Here is a 15,160-nt window from a genome sequence, read left to right as displayed (position 1 = left end):
TGCAGCAAGGCAGCTCCGGCAACGGCGCTGCCTTTTTTCTTGCCGGCTTTGCCAGCCTCCGGACGCATGACTGCAAGGTGCAGAGAACGCGCCAAGCGTTGCGGCTTTGGTTTCAGACCCCCAGCGGCAAATCCGCCCGCTTCAGCGTGCGCAGCACAAAGCTGGACTGGCTGTGGCGTATGCCCTTGATCTTGTAGAGCTTCTCGCGCAGCAGACGCTCGTAGTCACGCGTGTCCTTGACGACAATGCGCAGCAGATAGTCGTATTCGCCCGAGACCAGATGCGCCTCCACCACTTCGGGAATCGTGGCCAGCACTTCGCCGAATTTCTCCAGCGTGTTGTCGGAGTGACTGTCCAGCGTCACCATCACCAGCACCGAATCGGCCAGGCCCAGCGCCTGGGGATTGAGCCGCACGGTATAGCCCTCGATCACGCCGGCTTCTTCCATTTTCTTGATGCGTGCCCAGCAGGGAGAGGCGCTCAAGCCCACGGCGGCGCCGATTTCCTGCAGGCTGGCCCGCGCATTGGCTTGCAAAGCAGCAAGAATCTTTTTATCCAAAGTGTCCATGGCCTTGAATTTATCGCTTTTTAAGCATTGGCAGCAAAATTTTCTGTAGCAAAGCGATATCTGCAGAAAACAAAGCAGCTTTTTCTGCACTGCAACATGCATAGTTGAGTCCATGGAAGCGGCGTTCACCAACGCAGCAAAGCCATTCAAGTGATCCCGCTGTTTACCGTCAGCGCCAGATTGTCTGATCCGCCACCGGAACCCGTTCCAGGCCGCACCACTTATCCGCAGTGGCGCGGCCTGTCGCATTCTGGGCCGCGTTGCAAAGCGCGGAGAAGACTATGCAATTGATAGCTTCTTGCGCCTTTATTCATTGGAGTTCAAGCGATTTTTATGCGCATATCTCGCAACCAGCGCCGCCGGATCGGCATGCACGACCCTCGTACAAACCCGCGCAAACCCCATGTTGCAACGCAATAACTGGCGGCTAGAATGCCTGCTGTCAGGAGAGAGTGCCCACGGGGTTTGACCCGCAACGCACCGCCGAAGGCGCAGGCTCTGCCTTTATGCAGCACCCGAACGCTCAGGCAAAAGGACTGACAAGCGCTGACGGGCGAGCGAAGCTCAGCCCACAGCGTTCCTTGCTGGAGAGAGGTGCTGCGCTTGCAGCACCCACCGAAGGAGCAAGCTGCACCCGCGTGCAGTGAATCTCTCAGGTAAAGCGGACAGCAGGGCAAGACCGCCACGCCAGGCAATGCGATATCTATTGCAATTGCCGGGCATGGCAACTCATTTGGTTTCACCACCGGAGCTTGCCCCTTGACTGCCGCCGACAACCAACCTCTGCGCCACACCCCTTTGTTCGCCCTGCACCAGCAGCTAGGCGCCCGCATGGTGGCTTTTGCCGGCTATTCCATGCCCGTGCAGTACCCCCAGGGGCTGATGGCCGAGCATCTGCACACCCGCAAGGCCGCCGGCCTGTTTGACGTGTCCCATATGGGCCAGCTGCTGCTGCGCGGTGCCGACGCTGCCGCCGCCCTGGAAACGCTGATGCCCGTGGACGTGCAAGACCTCGGCGTGCACAAACAGCGCTACGGCCTGCTGCTCAATGACCAAGGCGGCATTCTGGACGATCTGATGTTCGTCAACCGCGGTGACGATTTGTTTGTCATCGTCAACGGTGCCTGCAAGCAGGCCGACATCGCCCATATCCAGGCGCGCATAGGCCAGCGCTGCGAGGTGATTCCCCTGCCCGATCAGGCTTTGCTGGCCCTGCAAGGCCCGCAGGCCGTCACGGTGCTGGCGCGCCTGATATCCGGCGTGAGCCAGCTGGTCTTCATGACCGGCGGCCATTTTGACTGGCAAGGCCATGCGCTCTACATCACGCGCAGCGGCTACACCGGCGAGGACGGCTTTGAAATTTCCGTGCCTGCAGGCGGCGCCGAAGCCCTGGCCCAAACGCTGCTGGCCCAGTCCGAAGTCGCCCCCATAGGTCTGGGCGCACGCAACTCGCTGCGACTGGAAGCCGGTCTTTGCCTCTACGGCAACGATATAGACACAACCACCACGCCGGTGGAAGCGGCGCTGAACTGGGCCATACAAAAAGTGCGCCGCAGCGGCGGTGCGCGTGAAGGCGGTTTTCCCGGTGCTTCCATCGTGCTGGAACAGCTACAGAATCCGCAGCAGCTCCAGCGCAAGCGCGTAGGTCTGCTGGCCTTGGAGCGCATTCCCGTGCGCGAGCCTGCGGTGCTGGAGAACATGGACGGCCAGCATATCGGCCATATCACCAGCGGCCTGCTCAGCCCCACGCTCAACCAGCCCGTGGCGCTGGCCTATGTGCAGCCCGACTATGCGGCGCTGGATACCGAGATCTTCGCCATGGTGCGCGGCAAGCCCGTGCCCATGAAGGTCACGGCCACGCCGTTTGTGCCCACGAACTATTACCGAGGCTGAACCGCTGCCGTGGCCCGGCCTCTTGTTTGAGCAGGCCAATTCATCCGGCGGTGCTCAGAACGCCGCTAAAGTGCGCGCTGGACCTTTCTCAAAACACAGATTTCCCTGAATTCACCATCTGGAGCTTTCCATGAGCATCAAATATTCCAAAGAACACGAATGGATCAACACGGCTGACACCAATGCAGCCATCGTCGGCATCACCGTCCACGCACAGGATGCGCTGGGCGACGTGGTCTTTGTGGACCTGCCCGCCGTGGGGTCCACCTTCAAGGCTGGCGATGTGGCTGGCGTGGTCGAATCCGTCAAGGCCGCCGCCGATGTCTACATGCCCGTGACCGGCGAAATCGTGGAAGTCAACGAAGCCCTGCGCGACGACCCCGCCCTGGCCAACAGCGACCCTTTGAACAGCGGCTGGTTCTTCAAGGTGAAGATGAGCGATGTCAGCGAGCTCGAAGGCCTGATGGAAGAGACGGCCTATAACGACTTCGCTGCCAGCAATTGATTTTTCCACGGCCTTCGCTTTTGCGAAGGCCGTTTTTCTTTCTGCCTGCGCCCCCAGTCAGTCACAGTATTTGAGAACAGGTCCCTCCCATGCTGATGTCGCCCCCCGCTCCCGTTGCCAGCCTTGAAGCGCTGGAAAATCCCGGTGAATTCATTCCCCGCCACATAGGCATAGATGCCGCGGATGAAGCGCTGATGCTTTCCGTGATTGGCGAGGCCTCACGTGCCGCGCTGATCAACTCCATCGTGCCGCGCGCCATTGCGCGTGCCAAACCCATGGATTTGCCGGCTCCCGTCACCGAAGCCGCTGCACTGGCCGAGCTCAAGGTCATCGCCGGCAAGAACCAGGTGCTCAAAAGCTTTATCGGCCAAGGCTATTACGGCACGCATACGCCGGGCGTCATCCTGCGCAATATTCTGGAGAACCCCGCCTGGTACACGGCCTACACCCCCTACCAGGCCGAAATTTCCCAGGGCCGCATGGAAGCGTTGGTCAACTTCCAGACCATGGTCTGCGATCTGACCGGCATGCCGATTGCCAATGCCTCCATGCTGGACGAAGCCACGGCCGCCGCCGAAGCCATGACCCTGGCCAGGCGCTCGGTCAAGTCCAAGAGCCAGCGCATCGTGCTGGCCGGTGATCTGCATCCGCAGACCATTGAAGTCATACAGACCCGCGCAGCGCCAATCGGCATCGAAGTGCTGATCGCCAACAGCCAGCAGGAATGGGAAGCGGCGCTGGCCGGTGATTTGTTCGCCGCCGTCATCCAGTACCCAGCATCCAGCGGCTGGATTGCGGACTGGAAAGCCGATGTGGAAGCCATCCACGCCAAACAGGCGGCCGCCATCGTCGCCACCGATCTGCTGGCCCTGACCCTGCTGACGCCGCCCGGCGAATGGGGCGCGGACATCGTGGTGGGCAACAGCCAGCGCTTTGGTATGCCCATGGGTGCCGGCGGCCCGCACGCCGCCTTCATGGCCTGCCGCGATGAATTCAAGCGCTCCCTGCCTGGCCGCCTGGTCGGCGTGAGCGTGGATGTGCACGGCAAGCCCGCCTACCGCCTGGCCTTGCAGACGCGCGAGCAGCATATCCGTCGCGAAAAAGCCACTTCCAACATCTGCACGGCCCAGGTGCTGCCCGCCGTCATCGCCAGCATGTATGCCGTCTACCACGGCCCTGAAGGACTCAAGCGCATCGCCCAGCGCGTGGCGCGCTACACGGCCATTCTGAGCCGCGGCCTGGCGCAGCTGGGCTATGCGGCCACCCACCATGACACCGCGTTCGACACCTTGAGCCTGCACACCAAGGAAGCTACGAATTCCATAGCTGCCCGCGCAGTATCCAAGGGCGTAAACCTCCGAAAAGCCTGGGATGAGTATCTTTGCATCAGCCTGGACGAGACCACGACCCGCGCCGATGTGGAACTGATCTGGAGCATTTTCGCCAAGGACGGCCAGCCCCTGCCCAGCATCGCGGCCATGGACGAGGGCCGGCCCTCGCTGATTCCCGAATCGCAGCTGCGCACCAGCCCCTATCTGACGCACCCGGTCTTCAACACCCACCATTCCGAAACCGCCATGCTGCGCTATATCCGCAGCCTGAGTGACAAGGATCTGGCACTGGACCGCTCCATGATCCCACTGGGCTCGTGCACCATGAAGCTCAACGCCACCAGCGAGATGATTCCCATCACCTGGCCAGAGTTCGCCAACATGCACCCGTTTGCGCCCGCCAGCCAGCTGCAAGGCTATGCCGAGCTGGATCAGCAGCTGCGCGATTGGCTATGCCAGGCCACGGGCTATGCGGGCATCAGCCTGCAGCCCAATGCGGGCAGCCAGGGTGAATACGCGGGTCTCTTGGCCATCAAGGCCTTTCATGAGTCCCGTGGCGAGGCCCACCGCAACATCTGCCTGATTCCCAGCAGCGCCCACGGCACCAATCCGGCCAGCGCGCAAATGGTGGGCCTGCAAGTCGTGGTCACCCACTGCGACGAGCAGGGCAATGTGGACATGGACGATCTCAGGGCCAAATGCGAGCAGCACAGCGCCAATCTGTCCTGCATCATGATCACCTACCCCAGCACGCATGGCGTGTTCGAGACCCAGGTCAAAGAGCTGTGCGAGCTGGTGCACAGCCACGGCGGCCGCGTCTATGTGGACGGCGCCAATATGAATGCCCTGGTCGGCGTAGCGGCCCCCGGCGAGTTCGGCGGCGACGTCAGCCACCTGAATCTGCACAAGACCTTCTGTATTCCTCACGGCGGTGGCGGCCCCGGCGTGGGCCCGGTCTGCGTGGTCGAAGATCTGGTGCCTTTCCTGCCCGGCCATGCCACGGCGGGTGACGCTCGCAAGGTGGGTGCCATCAGCGCGGCCCCGCTGGGCAATGCCGCAGTCTTGCCTATCAGCTGGATGTATATCCGCATGATGGGCGAGTCCGGTCTGAAGGCGGCGACGGAAACCGCGATCTTGAGCGCCAACTACATCAGCACGCGCCTGCGGGATCACTTCCCCACGCTGTACGCCTCGGCCAACGGCCATGTGGCACACGAGTGCATTCTGGATTTGCGCAGCCTCAAGGAAAGCAGCGGCGTGATGGCCGAGGACGTGGCCAAGCGCCTGATCGACTACGGCTTTCACGCACCCACGCTGTCCTTCCCGGTGCCCAACACGCTGATGGTGGAGCCCACCGAGAGCGAAAGCCTGTTCGAGCTGGAGCGCTTCATTGACGCGATGATCGCCATCCGCGAGGAAATCCGCCAGATTGAAGACGGCCGCCTGCCCCAGGACGACAACCCGCTCAAGAACGCCCCCCACACGGCCGAAGCACTGCTGAGCGGCGAGTGGAGCCGCCCTTACAGCCGCGAGCTGGCCGCCTACCCGGTGCCGGCCTTGCGCCGCAACAAGTACTGGAGCCCCATAGGCCGCGTGGACAATGTCTATGGCGATCGCAACCTGTTTTGCAGCTGCGTGCCCGTGGAAGACTACGAGTCTTGATGACCTGAACGCATTACGCTTTCACCCAAAGAACGGCCCATGCGGGCCGTTTTTCATGCTAAAACCTGCAGCAGCCTTTACCGGATATACGCTATAAGCTATGGAAATCATAGTCATCATCATCGGCGCTGCATTGGCCGGCTTTGTGCAAGGCCTGTCCGGCTTCGGCTACAGCATGACTGCCATGGCGCTCTGGGCCTGGACGCTGGAGCCGACCTTGGCCGCCGTGCTTGCCGTGTTTGGCGGACTCACCGGCCAGATCATTCAGGCCTTCAGCGTGCGCCGTGGGTTTGGCTGGAGAGCGCTGTGGCCTTTCCTGCTGGGCGGGCTGGCCGGCCTGCCGCTGGGGTTGATGCTGCTGCCCCGGCTGGATGTCCAGCTTTTCAAAACCGTGCTGGGTACGCTGCTGGTGGTGTTTTGCCCGCTGATGGCTTTTGCGCACAAGCTACCCCGCTTGAGCGACTGGCGCTACATGCAAGGGCCACTGCGCCCCGTCAGCAACGCACTGGCCGGTATGGCGGGCGGGGCCATGAGCGCGCTGGGAGGTTTCTCCGGCGTGGTGCCCACGCTGTGGTGCCAGCTCGGCGGCATGGCCAAGGATGCGCAGCGCCAGATCATCCAGAACTTCAACCTCACCATGCTGGCCGTCACCTTTGCCAGCTATCTGGGCTCGGGTCTGGTCAGCAGTTCCATGCTGCCGCTGTTTGCCGTGGCCCTGCCCGCCATGCTGCTGCCTTCCATCTGGGGCGGGCGGCTCTACCACCGCATCAGCGACCAGGCGTTTCGCCGGGTGGTGCTGGGGTTACTGACCCTGGCCGGCCTGGCCATGCTGGCTTCGGGCATTCGGTGAACCCAGGCCGGCCCCGGAGACATACGCCGTTTTCCACGGCCTGCACTTTTCCGGGCGGTGACTAAGATGCACCCTGCTTGATGCGCATCAAAAGTCAGAGCTGATGCCTCCCGCAAATAATGAGGGGCCGTCGGTTTCAGCGCTTTCACCCCCAGCCATGCCGCCGCCCCCATGTAGCCCAGCGCTTACACTGGCCCTCTGTTCTGAATCTTCCTCCATCGCATCCCGGGGCCAGCCCCCGTTCTTCATGAGCGACTCACACCCCCCAGCTTCGGCTGATGATCCAGATTCTTTGCCGCTGCTGGCCTTGCTGGAGCCTGCGGCCGGCCTGCCGTCCTGGCCCGGCACCATCCGCCCTCTGGTTCCCGAGGATCAAGACCCTTTGCAGGCCTTGGTGGCAGAGCTGCGCAACTATCAGCGCGAGCTGGAGATTCAGAACGAGGTCCTCAATTACAGCCAGGCCGTGGCCGAGAGCGCTTCCGAGCGCTTTGAAGCGCTGTTTGCCAGCATTCCCCTGCCTCTATTGGTGATTGACGAGCATGACATGGTGGTCCAGGTCAATGCCATGGCCCATGCCGCGTTTCAGCCCAGCGAGAACGATCGCCTGCTGATCAGCTTTCTGCCCTTCGTCCATGCCCAGGACGCGCAGCGCGTGCAGCAGGTGTTTGCCCAGGCGGCAGAGCAAGGCCGTGCGCTGGCGCATGAGGTGCTGTTCGACATCACCGATCAGATACAGCTGTGCTGCGATCTGCATGTGGCCTGCCTGAACATTCCCCAGCAAAACGGAGCCCCGAGCCGGCAGTTTCTCTGCGCCGTGGTCAACCAGGGCCCGCTGCTGGCCGAGCGCCGGGCACTGCAGGAGCGCAACCAGCAGCTGCACGCCAGCGAGCGGCGGCTGGAGTCGGTCATCAACTCCGCGCTGGACGCCATCATGTGCGTGGATCAAAGCCAGTGCATCACCGTGTTCAACCCCACGGCGGCGGCACTATTTCTGTGCTCGCCCAGCGATGCGCTGGGCAGCCCGCTCAATCGTTTCCTGCCCGACGCATCGCGGGCCCTGAGCTTTGCACCGCTAACCACGCAGGCCATCCTGGGCGAGATGACGGGCCTGACCTCCAACGGCCGCGAAATTCCGGTGGAAGTCAGCGTCTCCTTCGAGCGCCACCACAGCGGCGACACCACCACCGTCTTCGCCCGGGATCTGACCAGCCGCAAAAAAGCGGAAGCCCAGCGCAATGCGCTGGAATCACAGCTGCGCGAATCCCACAAAATGCAGGCCCTGGGCACCATGGCCGGCGGCATTGCCCACGATTTCAACAACATCGTGGGCGCCATTCTGGGCAATGTGGAGCTGGCCAAGGCCGACAGCCTGGACAACCCCGCCGCGCTGGAGAGCCTGCGCGAGATCGAGAAGGCCGGCCGCCGTGCCCGCGATCTGGTGCGGCAAATCCTCACCTTCGCTCGCAATGACAAGCCCGAGCGCCGCCCGCTGCAGGTGCACGAAGTCATGCAGGACGCGGCCAGGCTGCTGCGGGTGTCGCTGCCGCCGGCCATCGAGCTGCAGATCGAGCAGCTATCGCCTCTGCCGCTGCTGATGGCCGATCCCACCCAGGTGGAGCAGGCACTATTCAATCTCTGCAGCAACGCCATGCAAGCCATGGGCGAGGCCCGCGGCTGCATTCAGATGCAGGCCCAGCTGCTGCGGCCCGAGCGGCAGGTGTGCGAGCGGCTGGGGCTGACCTGGTGCAACTACATACTGCTGACGGTGCAGGACAACGGCCCCGGCATGGACGAGGCCACGCAACAGCGCATTTTCGAGCCCTTCTTCACCACCAAGGCCGTGGGACAGGGAACGGGCCTGGGGCTGGCCGTGGTCCATGGCGTCATGCGCACCCATGGCGGCGCCGTGGATGTCTTCAGCACACCGGGCCTGGGCAGCCGCTTCAATCTCTACTTTCCCCTGCCGGAGTCCGAAGTGCTGCTGGAGCCGCTGGCCCACCACACGACGGCTGCGGCCCCGCATCTGGCCCCGGCCGCCCATGAAGCCCATGCCAACGCCTCCTGCCACGTGATGTATGTGGACGATGACCAGGCCCTGGTGTTTCTGGTGCAGCGCCTGCTGCGCCGCCGCGGCTATGTGGTCAGCGGCTTTACCGATCCGCATGAAGCCGTGCAGGCTCTGCGCGATCAACCGCAGGACTTTGATCTGGTGGTGACCGACTACAACATGCCCGGCTATAGCGGCCTGGACTTGGTGGTTGAGGCCCTGGAAATTCGCCCCGGCCTGCCGATTGCCCTGGCCTCGGGCTATGTAACGGCTGAAATCGAACACGCCGCGCTGACCGCCGGTGCCAAGGCCCTGATTTACAAGCCCAATGACGTGGAAGAGCTGTGCGCCACCGTCCACCGACTGCTCCATGAACGCGATTGATACCCCCATACCGCAGTGCTGGTATGAAGACGAAGCACTGCTGGTGCTGGAAAAACCCCCGGGCCTGTTGTGCGTGCCGGGACGCGGCCCGGACAAGCAGGACTGCCTGAGCGCTCGCGCCCAAGCGCACTGGAGCGATGCCCTCATCGTGCACAGACTGGACCAGGCCACCTCGGGCCTGCTCATCATGGCGCGCAGTCTGGCGGTTCAACGTGCCCTGAGCCTGGCTTTCGAGAAAAAGCAGATTCAAAAACGCTATGAGGCCGTGGTCGCCGGGCTGTTGAAGCCTTTGGCTACCGATTGGCAGCTGATCGATCTGCCGATTGCCGCCGACTGGGAGCGCCGCCCCCTGCGCGTGATTGACGCAGAACAGGGAAAAAGCAGCCAGACCCTATGGCGCGCCCTGGCGCATGAGCACACGGCGCAACACCAGGACTGCACCCGGGTGCTGCTCAGCCCCTTGACGGGCCGCACCCATCAGTTGCGCGTGCACATGGCCGCCGTGGGTCATGCCATTGTGGGAGATGCGCTGTACGCAGCCCCCGAGATTGCAGCGCAATCACAGCGCCTGTTACTGCACGCAAAAATGCTGCGTTTGGAGCACCCGATAAACGGACAGATTCTCGAGTTCGAGTCAAAAACTCCGTTCTGACGCAATATTCCTCGAATACCCAAAAACCCAATTGAAACCGCGGCGAGATGGGGTCAGAAATATCTTGCTCAAAATAGAGGCAAGCGCAGGCCTGCAAACGCGCAGCCGCTATACAGTGCATAGCGGATTTTGAAAGTTTGCACTACCCCCGGGATACCCTCTTGAAATCGGGTGCCACTGATTTATTCTGGTCATCTTTTCGCAGTGTTCGCTAATAGCATCCTGCGTTTTTCAGAACACTTTATCCAAAGTTGAAGGAAGACCTCATGAGCATTCCGTTTCGCATGCACACTATCGTCGCTGCCCTGGGCCTGGCTGGTGCGGCCTTGCTCTCCACTGCGCATGCGCAAATCAAGATCGCCCTGGTGATTCCCACCACCGGCGCGCTGACCCAATACGGCGACATGGTCAAGGAAGGCGCGACCACCGCCGTGGAAATGGCCAATGCCGCAGGCGGCATCAACGGCAAGAAGGTTGAACTGGTGCCCGTGGACGATGCTTGCGAACCCAAGCAAGGCCCGGTCGCCGCCAACCGCGTGGTCAACAGCAAGATCGGCTATGTGGTCGGCCCCGTGTGCTCGGGCGCCTCGATTGCCGCAGCCCCCATCTACAACAACGAAGGTGTGGTGGTGGTCACGCCTTCCGCCACTTCCCCGGCCCTGACCGACGGCAAGAACTACCACTTCGTGTTCCGCACCATCGGCCGCGATGACCAGCAAGGCCCTGCCGCTGCCAAGTTCATCATTGAAAAGATCAAGCCCAAGAAGGTTGCCGTGCTGCACGACAAGCAGTCTTACGGCCAGGGCATCGCCTCTTCCGTGCGCGATGACTTGAAGAAGGCCAATGTGCCGGTGGCTCTGTTCGAAGGCATCAACGCCGGCGACAGCGACTACTCTGCCGTGGTCACCAAGCTCAAGAGCGCAGGTGTGGACTTTGTCTACTACGGCGGCTACCACCCCGAAATGGGTCTGCTGCTGCGCCAGGCCGCCGAGCAAGGCCTGAAGGTGCGCATGATGGGCCCCGAAGGCGTGGGCAATCCTGAAGTCAACGCCATTGCCGGCCCTGCCGTCGAAGGCATGCTGGTCACCCTGCCCGCAGACTTCTCGGCCAACCCCAAGAATGCTGCCGTCGTGAAGGCTTTCAAGGACAAGAAGCGCAACCCCTCGGGCGCTTTCCAGCTGACCTCGTTTGCCGCCACGCAAGTGCTGCTGGACAGCATCAAGGCCGCTGGCGACAACCCCGCCAAGGTGGCCGATCACCTGCACAAGAGCAGCTTTGACACCGTGCTGGGCCCCGTGGCCTGGAACAAGCAGGGTGACCTGAAGTCCTTCGACTTCCAGGTGTTCGAATGGCACAAGGATGGCAGCAAGTCTGTCGCCAACAAGTAATTCCACCTCCCATGACCGGGGGCGTGTGGCGCAAGCCATGTGCCTCCGGTTGTTTGCAATATGGCCCTAGGGCCTTTTCCTGTTTAAGGGTGGCATTGCATGTCTGATTTCATCCCCCAGCTGCTACAGCAGCTATTCAACGGGCTCTCACTCGGAGCCATTTACGCCCTGATCGCCATTGGCTACACCATGGTCTACGGCATCATCGGCATGATCAATTTCGCCCATGGCGACATCTACATGATCGGCGCCTATATCGGTCTGGTCACGCTGTCTGCCGTCGGTACGACCAGCGGCCTGCCGGTCTGGGCCATCATCGGCCTGATGCTGGTGGTCTCGGTCTTCGTCACCGGCGTCTACGGCCTGGTGGTGGAGCAGGTGGCCTACAAGCCGGTGCGCAAGAGTCCGCGTCTGGTGGCGCTGATCTCGGCCATCGGCATGTCCATCTTTCTGCAGAACTGGGTGGCCCTGGGCCAGGGCGCACGCGATATGGCCGTGCCCTCGCTGATTCCGGGTGCACTCAAGTTTGGCAGCGAAGGCGGCTTCGAGGTCTATGTGCCTTACTCGCGCATTCTCATCATCGTGGTCACCGTGGTGCTGATGGTGTTGCTGACGCTGTACATCAAGCACTCGCGCATGGGCCGTGCCTCGCGTGCCTGCGCGCAGGACATGCACATGGCCAATCTGCTGGGCATTGACACCAACAAGGTGATCTCCTTCACCTTCATCCTGGGCGCCATGCTGGCGGCCGTGGGCGGCGTGCTGATTGCGCTGGCCGTGGGCAAGCTCAATCCCTTCATCGGCTTTCTGGCCGGCATCAAGGCCTTCACGGCTGCCGTGCTGGGCGGTATCGGCTCCATTCCCGGCGCCATGCTGGGCGGCGTGATCCTGGGCGTGACCGAGACTTTTGCCGCGGCCTACATCTCCTCGGAGTACAAGGACATCGTGGCGTTTGGCCTGCTGGTGACGATTTTGATGTTCCGTCCCTCCGGCCTGCTGGGCAAACCTGAAGTGGAGAAGGTCTGATGAAATACAGCTTTTCTGCCAGTTTTCGTGATGCGCTGATCGCCACGCTGATGACGGCCATCGTCGTCATCCCCATCTTCAGCCTGCATCTGGAGCGCGCCGGCACGCGCACCGTCATCGCCCCCAGCTGGACCACCCTGATCTGGGCCTGTATCGCGGTCTTCACGGTGCAGATGCTCAAGCCGCTGCTGGCCGGCAAGATGCCCAAGGTGGCGCTGCCGGCCCTGCCCAAGGTCTCATCGGGCGGGCGCAACGTGCTGATTTTTGTGGCGCTGATGATGGCGGCCTCCTGGCCGTTTTTCGCCGGACGCAATGCGGTGGACATTGCCACCCTGGCCATGATCTACGTCATGCTCGGTCTGGGCCTGAATGTGGTGGTCGGCTTTGCCGGTCTGCTGGATCTGGGCTTTGTGGGCTTTTATGCCGTGGGCGCCTATACCTATGCGCTGCTGTTTCACTGGGCCGGCTGGTCCTTCTGGCAGGCCTTGCCGCTGGCGGGCGCTGCCGCAGCCCTGTTCGGCTTTGTGCTGGGCTTTCCCGTGCTGCGCCTGCGCGGCGATTATCTGGCCATCGTGACGCTGGGCTTTGGCGAAATCATCCGCCTGCTGCTGACCAACCTGACCAGCTTCACGGGCGGCCCGGACGGCATCTCCAGCATTCCCAAGCCCACGGTGTTCGGCCTGCCCATGACACGCACGCCCCTGACCGAAGACGGTACGACTTTTCACCAGTTCTTCGGCCTGGAGTTCAACTCCATGCACATGGTGATCTTCGTCTACCTGATGGCGCTACTGCTGGCTCTGGTGACGCTGTTCATCAGCAACCGCCTGATCCGCATGCCCATAGGCCGCGCCTGGGAAGCTTTGCGCGAAGATGAAATCGCCTGCCGCTCCCTGGGTCTGAACCCCATGAAGATCAAGCTCTCGGCCTTCACGCTGGGCGCCATGTTCGCCGGTTTTGGCGGCGCCTTCTTTGCCGCACGCCAAGGCATTGTGAATCCCGAATCCTTCACCTTCATCGAGTCGGCCCTGATTCTGGCGATTGTGGTGCTGGGCGGCATGGGCTCGCAGCTGGGCGTGATCCTGGCGGCCATCATCCTGACCGTGCTACCCGAAGTGGCCCGTGAATTCTCCGAATACCGCATGCTGATCTTCGGTCTGGTCATGATCTTGATGATGATCTGGCGCCCGCAAGGCCTGCTGCCCATGAAGCGCCACCAGGTGGAGGTGAAATCATGATGCACGCCGACATGAACGCTATCATTTCAATAACTACAACCGCAGGCAGGGCAAGCGAATGAGCGAGTATTTGCTAGAAGTCAAAGACCTGTGCATGCGCTTTGGCGGTCTGCTGGCCGTGGACAACGTGGCCTTCAACCTGCGTCCGCAGGAAGTGTTTGCCATCATCGGCCCCAACGGCGCAGGCAAGACCACGGTGTTCAACTGCATCAGCGGTTTCTACCAGCCTTCCGCCGGCTCGGTGGTGCTGGGCGGCAAGAGCATTGCCGGCCAGAGCAGTCACGAGGTGGCCAATCACGGCGTGGTGCGCACCTTCCAGAACGTGCGTCTGTTCAAGAGCATGACGGCGCTGGAGAACCTGCTGGTCGCCCAGCACCGCCAGTCCCGCTCCAGCGTGCTGGGTGGCTTGTTCAACACGCCTAGCTATCGCCGTTCCGAAGAAGCCAAGATCGAGAACGCCCTGCAGTGGCTGGACGTGATGGGCCTGCGCGCCATGGCCAACCGCGAGGCCGGTAATCTGGCCTACGGCCACCAGCGCCGCCTGGAAATTGCCCGCTGCATGATCACCAAGCCACGCGTTCTCATGCTCGACGAGCCCGCAGCCGGCCTGAACCCTCAGGAGAAGAAAGACCTGCAAGGTCTGATCGACCAGCTGCGCAAGCAATACGGCGTGGCCGTGCTGCTGATCGAGCACGATATGAGCCTGGTCATGGGCGTGTCCGAGCGCATTCTGGTCATGGAATACGGCAAGCCCATCGCCATGGGTCTGCCCGAAGCCATTCGCAACGATGAACGGGTCATCAAGGCCTATCTGGGAGAGGCCTGATGAGCCAAGCTATGCTGGAACTGAGCCAAGTTTCCACCCATTACGGCGCGATCTGTGCGGTCAACCAGGTCAGTCTGCGCGTCAACCAGGGCGAGATCGTCACCCTGATCGGCAGCAACGGCGCTGGCAAGACCTCCCTGCTGATGACGGTGTGCGGCAACCCGCGCGCCAGCCATGGCGCCATTGTGTTCGAGGGCGAGGACATCACCCAGATGTCCACCCACCACATCATGCGCCGCGGCATCGCCATCTCTCCGGAAGGCCGCCGCGTCTTCAAGGACCTGACGGTGACGGAAAACCTGCAGATGGGCGGCTTCTTTCTGAACAAGGCAGAGATTGCGGATGGCATAGAGCATGTCTTCAAGCTGTTCCCACGCCTGAAGGAGCGGGCCACGCAGCGCTCGGGCACCATGTCGGGCGGCGAGCAGCAAATGCTGGCCATAGGCCGCGCGCTGATGAGCAAGCCCCGTTTGCTGCTGCTTGACGAGCCCACGCTGGGCCTGGCGCCGCTGATCATTGCGCAGATCTTCGAGATCATCCAGACCATTCGCGCGGCGGGCGTGACGGTGTTTCTGGTCGAACAGAACGCCAACCGCGCCCTGCAGATTGCCGACCGCGGCTATGTGCTGGAAACCGGCAAGGTGGTGCTGGAGGACACCGGCGCCAATCTGCTGACCAATGATGCGGTGCGCAAAGCCTATCTAGGCCACTAAAGTCTTTCACGACCTCGCCAGGCCCTGCCGATACCCGTCGGCAGGGCCTTTTCATTGCGCCCAGCACTCAGCCCACA

At 62.1% G+C, this 15,160-nt stretch carries 12 protein-coding genes and 2 riboswitches; of the genes, 11 read left to right on the top strand and 1 reads right to left on the bottom strand.

All coding sequences use genetic code 11. From position 1 onward, the window contains the following. Positions 1-112 precede the first annotated feature (112 nt). A complete protein-coding gene (locus ACNAZA_RS04510) occupies positions 113-568 on the bottom strand; it encodes an Lrp/AsnC family transcriptional regulator (protein WP_415795246.1) in 456 nt (151 codons plus the stop codon). Positions 569-1,001: 433 nt separating this feature from the next. Continuing rightward, positions 1,002-1,117: riboswitch (glycine riboswitch) on the top strand. Positions 1,118-1,142: 25 nt separating this feature from the next. Further along, positions 1,143-1,247, top strand: a riboswitch (glycine riboswitch). Positions 1,248-1,327: 80 nt separating this feature from the next. Between ACNAZA_RS04510 and gcvT the strand changes: the two genes are divergently transcribed. From gcvT to ACNAZA_RS04455, 11 genes are all read left to right on the top strand, one after another. Beyond that, entirely contained in the window at positions 1,328-2,461 is a 1,134-nt protein-coding gene (gene gcvT / locus ACNAZA_RS04505) for a glycine cleavage system aminomethyltransferase GcvT (protein ID WP_415795245.1), read from the top strand. A 130-nt stretch (positions 2,462-2,591) separates the two neighbouring features. Beyond that, the gene (gene gcvH / locus ACNAZA_RS04500; RefSeq protein ID WP_120968102.1) at positions 2,592-2,966 is read left to right on the top strand and encodes a glycine cleavage system protein GcvH; all 375 of its coding nucleotides are present in this window, start codon (positions 2,592-2,594) and stop codon (positions 2,964-2,966) included. An 89-nt stretch (positions 2,967-3,055) separates the two neighbouring features. Further along, on the top strand, positions 3,056-5,959 hold the full coding sequence (gene gcvP, locus ACNAZA_RS04495; RefSeq protein ID WP_415795244.1) for an aminomethyl-transferring glycine dehydrogenase: 2,904 nt from the start codon (positions 3,056-3,058) through the stop codon (positions 5,957-5,959). A gap of 100 nt (positions 5,960-6,059) precedes the next feature. Beyond that, entirely contained in the window at positions 6,060-6,809 is a 750-nt protein-coding gene (locus ACNAZA_RS04490; RefSeq protein WP_415795243.1) for a sulfite exporter TauE/SafE family protein, read from the top strand. Positions 6,810-7,056: 247 nt separating this feature from the next. Then, complete coding sequence (locus tag ACNAZA_RS04485) at positions 7,057-9,240, top strand: PAS domain-containing hybrid sensor histidine kinase/response regulator (protein WP_415795242.1); 2,184 nt, start codon at positions 7,057-7,059, stop codon at positions 9,238-9,240. Further along, positions 9,227-9,892, top strand: coding sequence for an RluA family pseudouridine synthase (locus ACNAZA_RS04480; protein WP_415795241.1), 666 nt, complete (start codon positions 9,227-9,229; stop codon positions 9,890-9,892). The genes ACNAZA_RS04485 and ACNAZA_RS04480 overlap by 14 nt, the downstream gene beginning before the upstream one ends. Positions 9,893-10,158: 266 nt before the next feature. Beyond that, positions 10,159-11,280, top strand: a complete 1,122-nt coding sequence (locus ACNAZA_RS04475) for a branched-chain amino acid ABC transporter substrate-binding protein (RefSeq protein ID WP_415795240.1) — start codon at positions 10,159-10,161, stop codon at positions 11,278-11,280. 99 nt (positions 11,281-11,379) lie between these two features. Beyond that, positions 11,380-12,306, top strand: coding sequence for a high-affinity branched-chain amino acid ABC transporter permease LivH (gene livH / locus ACNAZA_RS04470; RefSeq protein ID WP_415795239.1), 927 nt, complete (start codon positions 11,380-11,382; stop codon positions 12,304-12,306). Further along, positions 12,306-13,544, top strand: coding sequence for a high-affinity branched-chain amino acid ABC transporter permease LivM (locus tag ACNAZA_RS04465; RefSeq protein WP_415795238.1), 1,239 nt, complete (start codon positions 12,306-12,308; stop codon positions 13,542-13,544). The genes livH and ACNAZA_RS04465 overlap by 1 nt, the downstream gene beginning before the upstream one ends. 58 nt (positions 13,545-13,602) lie before the next feature. Next, a complete protein-coding gene (gene livG, locus ACNAZA_RS04460) occupies positions 13,603-14,370 on the top strand; it encodes a high-affinity branched-chain amino acid ABC transporter ATP-binding protein LivG (RefSeq protein ID WP_415795237.1) in 768 nt (255 codons plus the stop codon). Further along, entirely contained in the window at positions 14,370-15,083 is a 714-nt protein-coding gene (locus ACNAZA_RS04455) for an ABC transporter ATP-binding protein (RefSeq protein WP_415795236.1), read from the top strand. The genes livG and ACNAZA_RS04455 overlap by 1 nt, the downstream gene beginning before the upstream one ends. Positions 15,084-15,160 lie beyond the last annotated feature (77 nt).

The organism is Comamonas aquatilis (assembly GCF_965139575.1).
Lineage (GTDB): Bacteria > Pseudomonadota > Gammaproteobacteria > Burkholderiales > Burkholderiaceae_C > Comamonas > Comamonas aquatilis.
Note: the sequence above shows the minus strand (reverse complement) of the source record. Positions and strands in the feature narration are given on the sequence as shown.

What these genes read in the sequence shown, in the direction of transcription:
- ACNAZA_RS04510 (WP_415795246.1), bottom strand. Translation starts at nt 568, where the DNA reads ATGGACACTTTGGATAAAAAGATTCTTGCTGCTTTGCAAGCCAATGCG.
- gcvH (WP_120968102.1), top strand. Translation starts at nt 2,592, where the DNA reads ATGAGCATCAAATATTCCAAAGAACACGAATGGATCAACACGGCTGAC.
- gcvP (WP_415795244.1), top strand. Translation starts at nt 3,056, where the DNA reads ATGCTGATGTCGCCCCCCGCTCCCGTTGCCAGCCTTGAAGCGCTGGAA.
- ACNAZA_RS04490 (WP_415795243.1), top strand. Translation starts at nt 6,060, where the DNA reads ATGGAAATCATAGTCATCATCATCGGCGCTGCATTGGCCGGCTTTGTG.
- ACNAZA_RS04485 (WP_415795242.1), top strand. Translation starts at nt 7,057, where the DNA reads ATGAGCGACTCACACCCCCCAGCTTCGGCTGATGATCCAGATTCTTTG.
- ACNAZA_RS04480 (WP_415795241.1), top strand. Translation starts at nt 9,227, where the DNA reads ATGAACGCGATTGATACCCCCATACCGCAGTGCTGGTATGAAGACGAA.
- ACNAZA_RS04475 (WP_415795240.1), top strand. Translation starts at nt 10,159, where the DNA reads ATGAGCATTCCGTTTCGCATGCACACTATCGTCGCTGCCCTGGGCCTG.
- livH (WP_415795239.1), top strand. Translation starts at nt 11,380, where the DNA reads ATGTCTGATTTCATCCCCCAGCTGCTACAGCAGCTATTCAACGGGCTC.
- ACNAZA_RS04465 (WP_415795238.1), top strand. Translation starts at nt 12,306, where the DNA reads ATGAAATACAGCTTTTCTGCCAGTTTTCGTGATGCGCTGATCGCCACG.
- livG (WP_415795237.1), top strand. Translation starts at nt 13,603, where the DNA reads ATGAGCGAGTATTTGCTAGAAGTCAAAGACCTGTGCATGCGCTTTGGC.
- ACNAZA_RS04455 (WP_415795236.1), top strand. Translation starts at nt 14,370, where the DNA reads ATGAGCCAAGCTATGCTGGAACTGAGCCAAGTTTCCACCCATTACGGC.